Source organism: Bacillus sp. SCT118, assembly GCF_058566435.1.
In genome coordinates this window covers 2,589,137-2,605,730 of the sequence record NZ_CP191225.1, presented here as the reverse complement: position 1 = coordinate 2,605,730, position 16,594 = coordinate 2,589,137, and the positions used below count along the sequence as shown (strand labels likewise).

At 41.1% G+C, this 16,594-nt stretch carries 15 protein-coding genes; 7 read left to right on the top strand and 8 right to left on the bottom strand.

Annotated elements, in window-relative coordinates; all coding sequences use genetic code 11:
* Positions 1-11: 11 nt before the first annotated feature.
* Together splA and splB are read left to right on the top strand one after the other, a co-directional pair.
* A complete protein-coding gene (gene splA, locus ACQVGT_RS13205; protein ID WP_003218644.1) occupies positions 12-251 on the top strand; it encodes a splAB operon transcriptional regulator SplA in 240 nt (79 codons plus the stop codon).
* Between the two features lie 77 nt (positions 252-328).
* The gene (gene splB, locus ACQVGT_RS13200; protein ID WP_003245173.1) at positions 329-1,357 is read left to right on the top strand and encodes a spore photoproduct lyase; all 1,029 of its coding nucleotides are present in this window, start codon (positions 329-331) and stop codon (positions 1,355-1,357) included.
* Here splB and ACQVGT_RS13195 read toward each other — a convergent pair.
* Positions 1,350-2,051, bottom strand: a complete 702-nt coding sequence (locus ACQVGT_RS13195; protein ID WP_041517836.1) for a GNAT family N-acetyltransferase — start codon at positions 2,049-2,051, stop codon at positions 1,350-1,352. The genes splB and ACQVGT_RS13195 overlap by 8 nt on opposite strands.
* Before the next feature lie 134 nt (positions 2,052-2,185).
* On the opposite strand from ACQVGT_RS13195, the gene mcpC reads away from it, so the two are divergent.
* Both mcpC and ACQVGT_RS13185 read left to right on the top strand, forming a co-directional pair.
* Positions 2,186-4,153, top strand: coding sequence for a methyl-accepting chemotaxis protein McpC (mcpC, locus tag ACQVGT_RS13190; protein ID WP_015383527.1), 1,968 nt, complete (start codon positions 2,186-2,188; stop codon positions 4,151-4,153).
* Between the two features lie 137 nt (positions 4,154-4,290).
* Positions 4,291-5,157, top strand: coding sequence for an NAD(P)-dependent oxidoreductase (locus ACQVGT_RS13185; protein WP_015483172.1), 867 nt, complete (start codon positions 4,291-4,293; stop codon positions 5,155-5,157).
* 38 nt (positions 5,158-5,195) lie between these two features.
* Here ACQVGT_RS13185 and ACQVGT_RS13180 read toward each other — a convergent pair whose 3' ends face one another.
* Positions 5,196-5,969, bottom strand: a complete 774-nt coding sequence (locus ACQVGT_RS13180) for a CAP domain-containing protein (RefSeq protein ID WP_015383529.1) — start codon at positions 5,967-5,969, stop codon at positions 5,196-5,198.
* A gap of 336 nt (positions 5,970-6,305) precedes the next feature.
* Between ACQVGT_RS13180 and ACQVGT_RS13175 the strand changes: the two genes are divergently transcribed.
* A complete protein-coding gene (locus tag ACQVGT_RS13175) occupies positions 6,306-8,429 on the top strand; it encodes a peptidoglycan D,D-transpeptidase FtsI family protein (protein ID WP_015383530.1) in 2,124 nt (707 codons plus the stop codon).
* A 163-nt stretch (positions 8,430-8,592) separates the two neighbouring features.
* Positions 8,593-10,413: a sporulation histidine kinase KinA gene (gene kinA, locus ACQVGT_RS13170; protein WP_015483173.1), complete on the top strand. Its 1,821-nt coding sequence runs from the start codon at positions 8,593-8,595 to the stop codon at positions 10,411-10,413.
* A 9-nt stretch (positions 10,414-10,422) separates the two neighbouring features.
* Here the strand turns inward: kinA and ACQVGT_RS13165 are convergent, their stop codons facing one another.
* Both ACQVGT_RS13165 and ACQVGT_RS13160 read right to left on the bottom strand, forming a co-directional pair.
* A complete protein-coding gene (locus ACQVGT_RS13165) occupies positions 10,423-11,604 on the bottom strand; it encodes an aminotransferase A (protein WP_015252196.1) in 1,182 nt (393 codons plus the stop codon).
* Positions 11,605-11,805: 201 nt separating this feature from the next.
* Positions 11,806-11,967: a hypothetical protein gene (locus ACQVGT_RS13160; RefSeq protein ID WP_003245246.1), complete on the bottom strand. Its 162-nt coding sequence runs from the start codon at positions 11,965-11,967 to the stop codon at positions 11,806-11,808.
* A 203-nt stretch (positions 11,968-12,170) separates the two neighbouring features.
* On the opposite strand from ACQVGT_RS13160, the gene cheV reads away from it, so the two are divergent.
* Positions 12,171-13,082: a chemotaxis protein CheV gene (gene cheV / locus ACQVGT_RS13155; protein ID WP_014476655.1), complete on the top strand. Its 912-nt coding sequence runs from the start codon at positions 12,171-12,173 to the stop codon at positions 13,080-13,082.
* A 43-nt stretch (positions 13,083-13,125) separates the two neighbouring features.
* Here cheV and ACQVGT_RS13150 read toward each other — a convergent pair whose 3' ends face one another.
* The 4 genes from ACQVGT_RS13150 to ACQVGT_RS13135 form a co-directional block, all read right to left on the bottom strand.
* Positions 13,126-13,590, bottom strand: coding sequence for a YkyB family protein (locus ACQVGT_RS13150; protein ID WP_003232406.1), 465 nt, complete (start codon positions 13,588-13,590; stop codon positions 13,126-13,128).
* Between the two features lie 125 nt (positions 13,591-13,715).
* A complete protein-coding gene (locus tag ACQVGT_RS13145) occupies positions 13,716-15,008 on the bottom strand; it encodes an MFS transporter (protein WP_014479656.1) in 1,293 nt (430 codons plus the stop codon).
* 75 nt (positions 15,009-15,083) lie between these two features.
* Positions 15,084-15,578, bottom strand: coding sequence for a L,D-transpeptidase family protein (locus tag ACQVGT_RS13140; RefSeq protein WP_080030726.1), 495 nt, complete (start codon positions 15,576-15,578; stop codon positions 15,084-15,086).
* Between the two features lie 56 nt (positions 15,579-15,634).
* Positions 15,635-16,495 carry a metallophosphoesterase gene (locus ACQVGT_RS13135; protein ID WP_015483175.1) on the bottom strand — a complete coding sequence of 287 codons (861 nt, stop codon included), beginning with the start codon at positions 16,493-16,495 and terminating at the stop codon, positions 15,635-15,637.
* Positions 16,496-16,594: the final 99 nt, after the last annotated feature.

Genomic DNA, 16,594 nt, shown 5'->3' with positions numbered 1-16,594 from the left:
GGAGGGATAGTATGTCAAACCAATTTAACGCAGGAGATACTGTTTATGTGATCTACAGAAATCCGCACGCCGCCAATGTAGCCCACATAAAGGAAGCCGAAATTGTGCACCATCCATACCATGAAGGCGAGCTTTCCCTGTTTATTTATGAAACCTATCATCCGTTCGCAGAGGACGATGCTGTGTTTGCAAGCTATGAAGAAGCTAAATCGCTTTACAAAGAACTCTTTGATATTGATCCGTATGAGTAACAAGGAAATCATTACAACTCATATCCTTTCCGCCTAGTGAGAAAAGTAACGTTAGTAAAGGAAAAGGATGTGGCATCATGCAGAACCCATTTGTTCCGCAGCTTGTATATATAGAACCGAGGGCGCTGGAATATCCGCTAGGCCAAGAATTACAAGATAAATTTGAGAATATGGGCATTGAAATCAGAGAAACAACATCCCACAATCAGGTGCGTAATATTCCTGGGAAAAATCATCTTCAGCAATATCGCAATGCGAAATCAACTTTAGTTATCGGTGTCCGGAAAACATTAAAGTTTGATTCATCCAAACCCTCGGCTGAGTATGCTATTCCGTTTGCAACAGGTTGCATGGGGCATTGTCATTACTGCTACCTGCAAACAACCATGGGATCAAAGCCGTATATCAGAACTTATGTAAACGTCGAAGAGATTTTGGATCAGGCAGATAAGTATATGAAGGAGCGCGCACCAGAGTTCACAAGGTTCGAAGCATCATGTACGTCAGACATTGTAGGAATTGATCATCTGACACACACGCTGAAGCGCGCCATTGAACATTTTGGCCAAAGTGATCTCGGAAAGCTCCGATTTGTAACGAAATTTCATCATGTCGATCACCTATTAGACGCAAAGCATAACGGGAAAACGAGATTCAGATTCAGTATTAATGCCGACTATGTGATTAAAAACTTTGAGCCGGGAACTTCACCTCTTGATAAGCGGATAGAAGCGGCAGTAAAAGTTGCAAAAGCAGGCTACCCGCTAGGCTTTATTGTTGCTCCGATTTATATTCATGAAGGCTGGGAAGAAGGATACAGACATCTGTTTGAAAAGCTTGATGCTGCTTTGCCGCAGGACGTTAGACATGACATAACGTTTGAATTAATTCAACACCGTTTTACAAAACCGGCCAAACGAGTGATAGAGAAAAATTATCCGAAGACGAAGCTCGAATTAGATGAAGAAAAGCGCCGTTATAAATGGGGCCGTTACGGGATCGGAAAATATATTTATCAGAAAGATGAAGAGCATGCACTTCGAGAAGCACTTGAATCCTATATTGATACCTTTTTTCCTAACGCGAAAATTGAATATTTCACTTAAACGGGCTGTTGTGATCAACAGCTCTCTTTTTATAAAAAGGATTTTTCCATTCCATCAAAACGCCGTAATTCAATGATTCTTTATCCTCTATATAATTGCTGACTACACGAATAGGTGAACGCCCGCAACGGAGGAGAAAGGACAGCACAGGGTCGTTTTTCCTGCCTTCCATCACATCTTCAACGTACTGAACAGCGCTGATCTCGTGTGCGTATTTATGATATAAAGGAATGCGGCCGCCGCCGAGAAGGCGCTCCAGTCTCTTATCAACAGTCAGCTCATACATCGTATTCATCAGCCATTTTCCGATTCCAAGCTTTCGATAATGAGGAGAAACAGAAATATCCACTACATATAAAGTATTTCCTTGAGGTTCATGGTTTTTAATCGATCCGTTGTCTGTTGCTTGTGCCCATGTATGATCAGGAGATTCAGGCTCAAATTGTACAATAAGAGCAGTCATGGAACCGACAATTCTGCCATTGATAAACGCGCATAATGCGCCTTCCGGAAAGGTTTTGATATGGCTGTCAAGCTGGTCCTCTGACCACAGCAATTCCTGGGGAAACGGAGGAGGGAAACATTCTTTTTGAAGAGAAATCAGCCTCTCGATGTCAGTCTCAGTGTAGTTTCTGATGGTCAGAGCCTCAAATTTTCTGCCGTTGTGCACATACATTTGTTTTAGTATGATCATCACTCTCCTTATGTTGTTTCATTATAAAGAAGATTGAATTTTTAGTAAATATATTCCGATTTTCTTATAATTTATTTTTTGATTATTCATTTTTCAAACAAAAGGGCCGATATAGAAATTAGGAGGGGATTGGTTTGTTTAAAAAACTTCACATGAAGATTGCTGTTTTTGTTTCGATTATGTTAATCGTCACAGTTGTTCTTTTAATGCTGTCTTCTTATTTGACGCTAAAACCGATGATTACAGAGGATGGGAAAAATACAACTCAAAACGTGACGCAGTCACTTGAACAAAATATTGAATTGCAATTAAAGAGTTATGCCATTTCGTTATCAAGATTGGCTAATGGGGAATTAACGCATACATTTGTAACGAAACCAAGTAAAGAAGCTGCTCGGCTGTTTCACGATGACATTAAGCAAATCAAAGATAACGATGATTATGTTGCGATGGCTTACATAGGCACCGCAAAAAAAGAAATGTTTACATATCCAAAAGCGGATTTCGCTGAGGATTATGATCCAACATCAAGACCGTGGTATAAGCTTGCAGCTGAAACCCCGGATCAAGTTGTTTGGACGGAACCTTATAAAGATGTCGTGACTGGAGATATGATTGTTACTGCATCGAAAGCAATCTTAGACGGGCAAAAAGTGATAGGGGTTGCCAGCTATGACTTGAAACTCTCTGCTATCCAGAGTATGGTCAATAAACAAAAGGTGCCTTACAATGGATTTGCCTTTTTAGCTGATGAGAGCGGCAATCTTTTAGCCCATCCGTCAAATCAAGGAAAAAATATATCAAAGGATCAAACACTGCAAACCATCGCATCCGAGAAACAAGGGATACAAGATGTGAATGGGAAAATGGTTGTGTACCAAACGATTGGCGAAACGGGCTGGAAGGTCGGAACGCAATTTGATACCGATCAACTAATGTGGATTTCAGATAAAATGAATCGGGCAAATCTTTGGATATCATTGATTGCGCTTATCATAACAATTATTCTCAGCTACCTCCTGGCCAAAACGATAACCGGTCCGATACAGCAGCTGATCGCAAAAACGAAAGCTGTTTCCGCAGGCGATTTAACAGTGCGCGCGGAATCAAAATCCAAGGATGAAGTCGGTATTTTAACAAGAGACTTCAATCTGATGGTTGAAAATATGAAGGAGATGGTTGAGCAAGTGAGACTCTCTTCAGGGAAAGTATCTGACACCTCTGAACAATTAACGGCTGTCTCTGCCGAAACAAATGAAACAAGCGGACAAATTGCAAAAGCGATTGAAGAAGTAGCCGCAGGGGCATCGGAACAGGCTTCTGAAGTTGAAACCATTAATGAAAAATCGGAAAGCCTGTCAACGAAAATCAGGCAAATCGCTGAGGAGGCAGGCGGAATTAAAGAACGCTCAAAATCGTCCGAGGATGCAAGCTATAAAGGACTTGACGCGCTCGGCCAGCTGCTGATGAAATCAAACGAAGCCAATATGGAAACGAAAAAGGTTGAAACGATGCTGCTGGATTTGGAAAATCAAACTAAGAATATTGAAGAAGTCGTTACAGCGATTTCAAACATATCTGATCAAACCAACTTGCTTGCCTTAAATGCCAGTATTGAGGCAGCCAGAGCCGGAGAAAGCGGGCGCGGTTTTGCCGTCGTAGCCGATGAAGTGCGGAAGTTAGCTGAGCAATCAGCCCTTTCTACAAAGCATATCAGCGAGACTGTGAAGCTTATCCAGCTTGAGACAAAAGAGGCCTCTCACGCGATGGTTGAGGCAAGCAGAATGAATGATGAACAAAACAGTGCAATTCACGAAACTGGAGAGGTATTAAATACGATAACTGCAGAAATGCAGTCACTGGTACAAGGTATTGATCACATTTACGCGGAAATTCAAAGAATGAGTGAAGAACAGCTTGCGATTTCTGAAGCTATTCAAAGCATTTCAGCCATATCACAGGAATCAGCTGCCGCAGCAGAGGAAGTGAACGCATCAACCGATGAACAGCTAGTCACCCTTGATAAAGTCAAACACTCAACGGAAACACTAAAACATGCAAGCCAAGAGCTTATGAACACAATTGCAAAATTCACATTGTAATCCAATTACATCCCCAGACATCATTTGTTTTGGGGATTTTTTATTTTATAAGATGAATAGATATGGTAGTCTAAAAAATGAAGGAAAAATGATAAATTTTAACTAAAATCAAAACGAAACATCTGGGAGGAATGACCTTGAAAAAAACAATTGGTTTTATCGGTCTTGGAGTGATGGGAAATAGCATGGCATCACATATTCTGAATGACGGCCACCCTGTTTTGGTGTACACCCGGACAAAAGAAAAAGCAGAAAGCATACTTCAAAAAGGCGCGATCTGGAAAGATACGGTCAAAGATCTTTCGAAAGAAGCGGATGTTATCATCACAATGGTCGGCTATCCCAGTGATGTTGAAGAAGTGTATTTCGGAAGCAATGGAATTATTGAAAACGCAAAAGAAGGCGCATATCTTATTGATATGACGACATCTAAGCCTTCGCTTGCGAAGAAGATTGCTGAAGTGGCCAAAGAAAAAGCATTATTCGCTTTAGACGCTCCTGTTTCCGGTGGAGACGTCGGTGCACAAAACGGAACACTCGCGATTATGGTCGGTGGAGAAAAAGAAGCTTTTGAAGCCTGCATGCCGATTTTCTCTTTAATGGGAGAGAACATTCAGTATCAAGGACCGGCTGGAAGCGGACAGCATACCAAGATGTGCAATCAGATTGCAATTGCAGCCGGTATGATCGGTGTTGCTGAAGCGATGGCTTATGCCCAAAAATCAGGCCTAGAGCCGGAAAATGTTCTGAAAAGCATCACAACGGGCGCAGCCGGAAGCTGGTCATTGTCAAATCTTGCTCCCCGTATGCTGCAAGGCAACTTTGAACCGGGATTTTATGTGAAGCATTTTATTAAGGATATGGGAATTGCACTAGAGGAAGCAGAATTAATGGGGGAAGAAATGCCAGGCTTGTCGCTCGCAAAATCCTTATATGACAAGCTCGCTGCACAAGGTGAAGAAAACAGCGGTACACAGAGTATCTATAAGCTCTGGGTGAAATAAAAAAAGATTGCCTGTACGAAACAGGCAATCTTTTTTTATTATTTTCCGATGAATTGTTGTGTCCAGATGCTTCCAGACTCAACGTAGCCAACACCGATGTGAGTAAAGTTAGGGTTTAGAATGTTTTTTCTGTGTCCTTCACTGTTCATCCAAGCTTTTACTACTTCTTCAGGTGTCTTTTGGCCCTTAGCAATGTTTTCACCTGCTGTTTTGTAGCTGATTCCGAAAGATTTCATCATATCAAACGGTGAGCCGTAAGTTGGGCTTTGGTGATCAAAGTAGTTTTTGTCTTTCATATCCTGAGATTTTGCGCGTGCGGATTTGCTTAACGTTTCATCAATTTGAAGCGGTTTTAAGCCTTGTTTTTGTCTTTCTGCATTTGTAAGCTCAACAACTTTTTTCTCATATGCACTTACAGATGAAGGTGCAGATGTTGTTGTGTTTGTTTTTTCAGCAGTTGCGGGTGCTTTAGAAGCAGTGTTTTGATCAGCAGCTGCTTTTTCAGTAGTCTTTTGTGCAGGTTTTGCCGTTTCTGTCTTTTGAACATCCTGAACTTTCACGTTAGATTGCTTCGCATGTTTTTGAAGAAGCTGCTTAATCTCTTTTTCGTTTGCAGCGTTTAACGTTTTGACATTTGTGTTAATATGCAGTTTTTTCACTGCATCGTTAAGTGACATGTTTTGTACTGTGTTCCCCGTTTTTACTGTAACCACAGGCTGGCAGGAGAGTTCTTTCGCTGATGCTTGCTGTACGCCCCCGAATGTGAATAATCCAACCGCAGCGGCAGCAGATAAAATAAATGCTTTCTTCATTAGTTCGTAACCTCCTAGAGTTGTTTGTTTCTACAGAAAAATCATAACATAGCTTTTTTGTCATAAAGATTCCAGCACTTTCCTTTGACAAATAGAGATTGTCATTTTCGTAAAGTAAATCCGTTGAATCACTAAGAATAAGGGAATCATCGGTATATATGATTTTATCGTACCGTTACATAGCTTCCTTTTTTTTGAACCGTTAGTTATATTTTAATGTGTTTTTATATTGACAGCTTTTTTTACTCCTTTTCGCTGTAACAACTATTACAAAGGTGTTACAATTAATCTCAGTATATGTAAATATATTGAATGATTTGAGAGGGGTAACCAGAAGTGACTGAAATAGGACGTGAACCAAAGAAAAAGAGCAAAGGAAACAGAGCAATCAGAATGAATCTTTTTTTCCTAGCTGTCTTTGTTCTATTTACTGCATTAATTTTTAAGCTCGGGGTTGTTCAAATTGTTGAAGGCGAACAGCATGAAGAAGACGCTGAGAAATCAAATGCAAAAACAGCTTACTATCCTGCGCCTCGCGGGAAGATGTACGACAGAAACCAGAAAGTTGCTGTCGACAACCAGAGCGTTCCAGAAATTGTGTATGTATCAACATCTAGCACAAAAACAGAAGATAAAATCAAAACAGCGAAGCGGCTTGCTTCTTTCATTCATATTGATACCGAATTTTTGAAGGAAAGGGATCTTCGTGATTACTGGATCGCAGCTCATCCGAAAAAAGCCGCCGCTCTGCTTAAGGAATCAGAAAGCAATCTGAAAGGAGACCAGGCATACAAGCTTCAAATAGAGCGTGTTCCGGATCAAGAATTAAAGGCTATTCAGCAAGATGACGAAGAAATGGAAACTGCTGCGATATATACAAGGTTTTCAAGCGGAAATGCTTACGAACCTCAAATCGTAAAGGCAATGAATCCAAATAAGAGCAATAGCAATGGAAAAAACGGAGCGCTGCTTGATGAGAAGAAAAACTTCTCGCAAAGACCAAAAAATGACTTAACATATGATGAAATTTCCATTGTTTCTGAGCATTTAGAAGAACTTCCGGGAATCGATATCGTAAACGATTGGACACGAAAATATCCTTATGACAAAACCCTTTATTCTGTTTTCGGGGGCGTCACGACACCTGATCAGGGCCTGCTGAGCGACCGGAAAGATTTCTACTTAACAAGAGGCTATGCGAATAATGACAGGGTGGGAAAAAGTTATTTAGAGTATCAATATGAAGAATATTTAAATTCGCATAAAGAAAAAGTGGAATACGTAGAAGATAATAAAGGAAATGTCGTCAGCCAAAAAACCATTGATAAAGGCAGCAGGGGATACGATCTTCAGCTTTCTTTTGACATGGAGCTTCAGGCAAAGGTAGAAAAGATCATTGAAGAAGAAGTAAGAAACAGCCGTGCACGCGGAAATTACATGCTTGACAGAGCCTTTGTCGTGATGATGGACCCGAATAACGGCGATATTTTATCGATGGCAGGGAAAAAGATAGATTTAAAAACCAACAAAATTGAAGATTATGCGATAGGGGCATTTACCACCCAATATGAAATGGGATCAGCAGTAAAGGGGGCCACCGTGCTAGCCGGCTATCAGGACGGGATTCCGCATTATAAATATTTTGTTGACATGCCACTGTATTTTGCAGGAAACGGTAATAAGCCTAAGAAGTCGTATATGAATATGGGAACTATTAATGAATTAACGGCATTGCAAAAAAGCTCAAACGTATACATGTTTAATGTCGCCATGCACATTGCCGGTGTCACATACAAGCCGCATGGACCTCTTCCTGCTGACCAGAAGGATTTAAACAAAATGAGAAATTACTACAGCCAATTTGGCCTGGGAGTAAAGACAGGTATCGATCTGCCGCAGGAATCAGCTGGTATGCAAACTACACCTGATGCGGTAGGGGGGTTAATTTTAGACTTGGCCATTGGACAATACGATACATATACACCGCTTCAAATGGCTCAGTACATCTCATCAATTGCCAATGGGGGGTACCGCATTCAGCCAAGAATTGTTACAAGTGTTCATGAGCCCAGCAAAAAAGAAGGCCTTGGGAAGACCATTGAACAAAGAAAGCCAAACATTCTCAACAAAATTAACAACTCAGAAAGTGACATTCAGCAGGTGAAGACTGGAATGAAGCTAGTTACCACTTCGGGAACAGCTAGAAATACGTTTGCAGAGGATGTTTCCGGAAAAACTGGAACTGCTCAAACATTTTATTACGGAACAAATCGTAATTGGTGGGGAAAAAGCACGTACAATCTAACATTTGTCGGCTATTATCCATCAAAAAATCCAAAAGTGGCATTCAGTGTTGTTGTCCCTTCTGTAGCGAACGACCACGACCCGATCAACAAACTCATTGCCAAAAGAGCTATCCACGCCTACGCAGAGCTCGAAAAAAAACACAGTAAAAAATAAAAAACAGGGTGCACAACTAAAAGATTGTGTGCCCTTTCTTTTATTCAAAAATTGACGTTCACCATAAGAATAGAAGGAGAATACTCATTTTCTAGCGAATCATACTAGGTAAAAGTCAATCTGTATATGTCGAAACACGATGATCATGCAAAGGAGGGATTCTGTGGAACAGGATACGCAGCATGTTAAACCACTTCAAACAAAAACCGATATTCATGCAGTCTTGGCCTCTAATGGACGCATCATTTATATATCTGCCAACTCCAAACTGCATTTGGGCTATCTCCAAGGAGAGATGATCGGATCATTCCTCAAAACGTTTCTGCATGAGGAAGACCAATTTTTGGTTGAAAGCTATTTTTATAATGAACATCATCTGATGCCGTGCACCTTTCGTTTTATTAAAAAAGATCATACGATTGTGTGGGTGGAGGCTGCGGTAGAAATTGTTACGACAAGAGCTGAGCGGACAGAACGGGAAATCATTTTGAAAATGAAGGTTCTTGAAGAAGAAACAGGCCATCAATCCCTAAACTGCGAAAAACATGAAATCGAACCTGCAAGCCCGGAATCGACTACATATATAACGGATGATTATGAACGGTTGGTTGAAAATCTCCCGAGTCCGCTATGCATCAGTGTCAAAGGCAAGATCGTCTATGTAAACAGCGCGATGCTTTCAATGCTGGGAGCCACAAGCAAGGATGCTATTATTGGTAAATGGTCCTATGAATTTATTGAAGAAGAATATCATGATATCGTGAAAAACAGGATTATACGAATGCAAAAAGGAATGGAAGTCGGAATGATTGAACAGACGTGGAAAAGGCTTGATGGCACACCTGTTCATTTAGAAGTGAAAGCATCCCCGACCGTCTACAAAAACCAGCAGGCTGAGCTGCTGCTGCTGATCGATATCTCTTCAAGGAAAAAATTCCAAACCATCCTGCAAAAAAGCCGTGAACGATATCAGCTGCTGATTCAAAATTCCATTGATACCATTGCGGTGATTCACAATGGAAAATGGGTGTTTATGAATGAGTCTGGAATTTCCCTGTTTGAAGCGGCTACCTATGAGGACTTAATTGGCAAAAACATATACGATCAGCTGCATCCTTGCGATCACGAGGATGTAAAAGAGAGAATCCAAAATATCGCTGAGCAAAAAACAGAATCAGAAATTGTCAAGCAATCCTGGTTCACCTTTCAGAACAGGGTCATCTATACGGAGATGGTCTGCATTCCGACGACCTTTTTTGGTGAAGCGGCCGTCCAGGTCATTCTTCGGGACATCTCAGAGAGAAAGCAAACAGAAGAATTGATGCTGAAATCGGAAAAATTATCAATCGCAGGCCAGCTCGCGGCGGGAATCGCCCACGAGATCCGCAACCCGCTTACAGCGATCAAAGGATTTTTACAGCTGATGAAACCGACAATGAAAGGAAACGAGCATTACTTTGATATTGTGTTTTCTGAACTCAGCCGCATTGAATTAATACTCAGTGAACTGCTCATGCTGGCGAAGCCTCAGCAAAATGCTGTCAAAGAATATTTGAACTTGAAAAAATTAATTGGTGAGGTCTCAGCCCTGTTAGAAACACAGGCAAATTTAAATGGCATTTTTATCAGAACCAGCTATGAAAAAGACAGCATTTATATAAACGGGGATCAAAACCAATTAAAGCAGGTATTCATTAATTTAATCAAAAATGCAGTTGAATCAATGCCTGATGGGGGAACAGTAGACATTATCATAACCGAAGATGAGCATTCTGTTCATGTTACTGTCAAAGACGAAGGGGAAGGTATACCTGAAAAGGTACTAAACCGGATTGGAGAGCCATTTTTAACAACAAAAGAAAAAGGTACGGGGCTTGGATTAATGGTGACATTTAATATCATTGAAAACCATCAGGGAGTTATACATGTGGACAGCCATCCTGAAAAAGGCACAGCGTTTAAAATTTCATTTCCAAAAAAATAAAACAACGGCTTAAACGCCGTTGTTTATCGTCTGCATTGCTTCACGTTTTTTTAATACAAATAATTCTAAACGGTCCAGGCCTTCTCTCAGTGTGTCCAGCGAGTACGCAAAAGACAATCTTACATATCCTTCACCATATGATGAGAACGAGCTACCCGGCACGAGTGCCACGCCAGCGTCTTCCAAAAGAGCCATACTAAAATCAAATGAAGTCATTCCAAATGATTTAATAGAAGGGAAGATATAAAACGCACCGGACGGTTTAACTACGTCAAGTCCCATGGAAACAAGACGGTCATAAACATAGTCCAGACGTTTTTTGTATTGTTCTCTCATAATCAATGCGTCGTCAAAGCCGTTTGTGACAGCTTCAAGCGCGGCTTTTTGAGAAATGGATGAGGCGCACGACACATTGTATTGATGAACCTTTAAAATGTGCTTTGCAATGTCTTTCGGTGCGAATAAAAATCCAATTCTCCAACCAGTCATGCTGTGTGATTTTGACAAGCCGTTAATGACAATTGTTTGATCCCGCAAATGGTTTGCGATGGAGTAATGCGGTCTGTCATATGTTAATTCACTGTATATTTCATCGGACAATACGAAGACATTTCTGCCTTTTAAAAGGGCTGCGATGCTTTTCAGTTCTTCTTCAGATAAAGTCACGCCGGTAGGATTTGACGGATAAGGAAGCACGACACACTTAGTGTTGGGTGTCAGAGCATCTTCAATCAGCCGGGCGGTAAGCTTAAAGCCGTGTGACGTAGTATCAACAATGACAGGCTTGGCCCCGCACAAATTGATAATAGGTTCATAGCCCGGATAAATAGGCCCTGGCATAATGACTTCATCACCGGGAGATAAAATCGTCCGGAATGCAGCATCAATGGCTTGGCTTGCGCCTGTTGTGATGATAATTTCAGATTCAGCATCATAGTTGAAATCCGCTTTTTTCTTCATATAAAGCTGCACAGCTTGTCTCAGCTCCAGGTAGCCGGCATTCGGAGTATATGACGTCACGTTTTCATCAATGGCTTTTTTTGCGGCAGCTTTCACATGATGCGGTGTGAAAAAATCAGGCTGGCCGATTGTAAGTGAAATGACGTCTTCGTGTTGGGCTACAAGATTCGAGAATTTGCGTATTCCTGAAATTTCGATCTCTCTTGCTTTCGGATTCAGCAAATGTTCCATAATTCATCACCTTAACAAATATAATGAGTTTATCCTATTTTACCACTAGCTGATCATTTGTCACCTTTTTAACTGATATATTTCGATTGTATGCGCCTTTTTTCTAAACATACCTTTCTTTTCAGAAAAAAAGAAGACAACCAGCGATTTGATTGTCTTTATTGTATCATGTTCTATTATTGTTTATATGTGCCAATTTCATTAATAGCCATAATCAAAATGAAGGTCTTCGTGCCAAATCAGATACGGAGGATGCTCTTCTTGAAGGTCAGCTGATTCTTTCTTCATATTCAGGTAAGTTTCTTCACTGATATCCTCTAAAACAGTCATTTCGTTTTCTTTAAATATTACTAAGGTACCCATTATTTACACCCTTCTTTGGAAAAATCCTTGACTATTTTATCACTGTTAGTTGGAAAGTCAATGGTTATTAGGAAAAAAGTTTCTTTTTTGAGGAACTCAGTTTGCTGCCTTCGGAATTTGATTTTGAGGAGCTGCCATTCACTTTTTACAAATTACGCCGATATATACAGTACAATACTGAATGCGAATAGCGAGGGATTGAATTGTCGTTACAACAATACGAAATTTTATTGGATTCTGGTACAAATGAATTAGAAATTGTGAAGTTTGGTGTGGGTGAAAATGCTTTCGGAATTAACGTCATGAAGGTAAGAGAAATTATTCAGCCTGTCGAGGTGACATCAGTGCCTCACTCCCATCAGCATGTAGAAGGAATGATTAAACTCAGAGGAGAAATCCTCCCTGTGATCAGTCTCTTCTCATTTTTTGGAGTAGAGCCTGAAGGATCAAAAGATGAGAAATATATCGTGACTGAATTTAATAAACGGAAAATTGTTTTTCATGTCGGCTCTGTGTCTCAAATTCACAGAGTATCCTGGGAAGCGATTGAAAAGCCGACATCGTTAAATCAAGGAATGGAGCGGCACCTTACCGGGATTATTAAGCTTGAAGACCTGATGATCTTTTTGCCTGACTATGAAAAAATTATTTATGACATTGAATCAGATTCAGGTGTTGACACGTATAATATGCATACCGAGGGCTTTGATGAAAGAAGAACTGATAAAAAGCTAATCATTGTAGAGGACTCACCGCTTTTGATGCGCCTCTTGCAGGATGAATTAAAAGAAGCAGGGTACAACAATATCGCTTCGTTTGAAAATGGAAAAGAGGCATATGAATACATTATGAACCTTGCTGAAAACGAAACTGATTTATCAGAACAGATTGATATGATCATCACTGATATTGAAATGCCAAAAATGGACGGACACAGGCTCACAAAGCTGTTGAAGGAAAATCCGAAAAGCTCAGATGTGCCGGTTATGATTTTCTCATCGTTAATTACGGATGATCTGCGTCACCGCGGTGAAGTTGTAGGGGCAGATGAGCAAATCAGCAAGCCTGAGATCAGTGATTTGATTAAAAAAGTGGATACGTATGTTATCGAATAAATAAAAACAGCCGTTGCCAGAAAGAGGCACGGCTGTTTTTATTTTAAAAGTAACTCTCGCCAAGTTTTTTAAAGACCGGTTTATGGTAAGCTGGCTGCTGGCGATTTGGCACTAGCGGCTTTTCTTTCATGCCGACATATTCTTGCAATAGGTGTTTCGCTTTTGTTAAAGACATTTGAGCTTTAGGATTTCGGTACGATTGATTAAGTGTACCTAAATGCGGAAGATGTTCGAAGTCTTCTTTAGTTGGAGGCATGTGAAAATAGTAGTCTCCGATTGAGATAAGCACGTCCGATTGCTGTTGGCTGAACCTTGGATTTTTTGAAAAATGAAGCCCTATTTTCTTTCCTTTACCTTCTTTGACAAGCTTTTGCAAAGCCCGTTTTTTCAGCAGATATAGGTATTTAGGGTTGGGGGCGGTTTTTGCATGGCGGTTCACAGTGTAAACTGCTTTTGAAAGATTTTCTACGGTTGGCTGCAGATCTTTCGTATATGCATGGTCGTCCATTATTTCTCTCCTTTGCTCTTATCAATTTCTATATGATTAGATTATACTTTTTTAAAGTTGAAATGCAAATATTGAATGTAAAAATGCGCTTTTTTCTAAGAAAAAAAGCGCATTTTTAACCTGCATTATACAGATCTTGCCTTCTTTTTCGGCTGTTCTTGAAATGCTTCCTGAACATTCACTTCCACAGCCTGAGCACTGTATTTTGGCAGTGCAATAAAATAAAAAATAAAAACGAGCAGGATAATAACACCCATACCGTAATAAAGATAATCAATGTTTGAAACAAACTTAGGGAATAACAGCGCGACTAAGCCAAGTGTCAAAGACTGTGCAAACATCATAAAAGGGTCCTGCATGCCGCTTACACGTCCCATCAGTTTTGGATGAACAATTTTGGGCATCCACCCTCCGATTGCAATGTTGATCGGTCCGATACACATTCCCAGTGCAAAAGCTGCCGCGTAATACACCCATAAAATATTGGTGTAGCCGAGTACGAAGATCAGCAAACCTGCAATGAAAATCGGTATCGACATTAAAAAGTGCGGCTTCACTTTTTTTGAGATGATCGTGCCGATTACGCTTCCTGCCAGCAGCCCAAACCCGAGTGCGATCGTAAATACAGACGTATGCCACTCATAACGGTCCGGCGCCAATCCATATTTCATTGTAAACATCGGCAATACGGCGAATCCTCCATTGACAAATCCAAAAATGAAGAAGCCAAAAATAAGAGATGCCAGCAATTTGTTTTTTAAAATATAGAGAATGCCTTCTCTAAAGTCATTTATTGAATCCTTAACAGAAGTCTTTCTCCAGCTGAATGCACCGTTTGGCTGTCGGGCTTCTTTTGGAATCCGGCAGCTGCGGATCAGCAGCCCGGAAATGATAAAGCTGACAAAATCAAGAATAATGGCGCCTTCAATACCGATGGTGTTGTACATAAACGCGCCTATACCGACTCCAAACACCATAAAAATGCTAAAAAGCATCTGATTAAGCCCTGCCGCTTTCGCATAATGCTCCTTCGGCAGAATGGCTTGTACCAAACTGTTTTCTGCCGGAAAGAAAAACTTTGTTACAGCGCTTCTGATAAATAAGATACAAAAAACAAGAGGAATATTGCCGGTAAATAAAGTGAAAAAAAGCACGACAGTCAGGCCTGCTCTGATCCAATCACAATTTTCTGCCACCTTTTTTCTATCAAACCGGTCCGCGACGACTCCCACGATCAGAAATACAAATATGGTCGGAAGAGAATACATCAGCTCCGCCAATGTCGTATATGAAGGCTGGCTGCTGAATCGGTCCAGCAAAAAAAAAGCAAAGGCCATGTTGCCTACTGTCGTGCCCATTTGAGAAGCGAGTGCTGCGAAAAATAGACGAACAAAATTACGATTTTTAAATATATCCATAAAAACGCTCCTTACCCTAAAGGTCCCACTTTATCATATTATAAACCGCCTGTTTTTGAAACAAATAAGAAAACATTACCGGTTAATCGTGACTCTTGTTCCGTTTGGCACAATTGAAGCAAGTTCGATCACGTCTTTGTTATGCATGCGAATGCAGCCTTTAGAAACAGCCTTACCAATCGAAGCGGGATTATTCGTCCCGTGTATTCCGTAGTGCTGCTTTGAAAGGCTCAGCCAATAAGCGCCAAATGGGCCGCCGGGATTGCGCTGGCGGTTAATAATGTAAAACTCGCCAGTAGGCGTTTGCGTTAGTATTTTACCAACGGCGATGGGATAGGTTTTCATTACCCGATTATTTAGAAACAGCGTAAGGGTCTTCGCTCCGATTGAGACTGCGATATGATACGGAATTGTATAAGGGTCCGGCAGTCCGGGGATGACTATGGACTGTCCCGCGGTGAGCCCTGCCTGCAGTGACGGATTAGCCTGGAGTAATACAGCCGTGCTGATTCTGAAATCAGCCGCGATGCTGTTCAGTGTATCGCCTTGCTTCACCTGGTACGTAAGCAGTTTCCTCATCCTCCTTTTTTACTTATAAGTATTGATGAGGAGCCCATCCTGCTACATTAATTTGTGCTTTTTAAGGTGAAGACAGTGATTTCAGGCTTGGCCAGAAACCGTAAAGGCAGCCTGGTCATCCCGAGGCCTCGGTTTACGTAAATATGAGTGCTGCCCGTTTGATACATTCCCTCTGTGTAGACTTTTCCATATGGAGGCGTAATAATCGGTCCGTAAAAAGGCAGCTGAATCTGGCCGCCGTGTGTATGGCCGGAAAGCTGAAGGTTCACGGGATAATCTGTTGTTTTCAAGGCCGCATCAGGTTCATGGACGAGAAGAATGGAAAAAAGTCTGTCGCTCAGCCTTGAAAGGGTGCCTTCATAATCTGGGTTTCCCAGCATTAAGTCATCAAGCGAAGCAATCTCGATTTTGCTGCCATCTGCGAGTGACAATGTTTGATAGCCATTGCGATATACCGTGAAACCTCCGGCCGTCATCAGGCTTTTGTAAACGGCAGTTCCATAGCCTCCGTGATCATGATTGCCGTAAATACAAAGCTTGCCGAAGGGAGCATTAAGCTTTCTCAATAATGGAATGACTGCCTGGTGGTGCTGGTACGTATCAGGATTATCGATAATATCACCTGTAAAAACAATGAGATCAGGTTTAGATTCATTAATTGTAAGAATGACAGTTTGTAAATCTTCGAGAGTAAAGTAATCACTCAAGTGTGCATCGCTGAACTGCACGATTTTAAAACCGTCAAATCCGTGCGGGATGAGAGAGCTTTTTATTGTGTGTTCGGTTGTCTCGATCATATGCGGCTCGAGATACCTGGCATAGCCATATCCCCCGCCGGCCGTTAAAGCCCCGGCAGCAAGAGCGCCGAACATTCCTTTTAGAAATTGTCTTCTGGACATCTTTTTCATTTCAAACCAACCTTTAATAGAGTTTTTCTATTATATCATCTGTATCTGATAAAAATCTCATATGAGCATGTGCTGACAGAGGCAGGGATATAATGATAG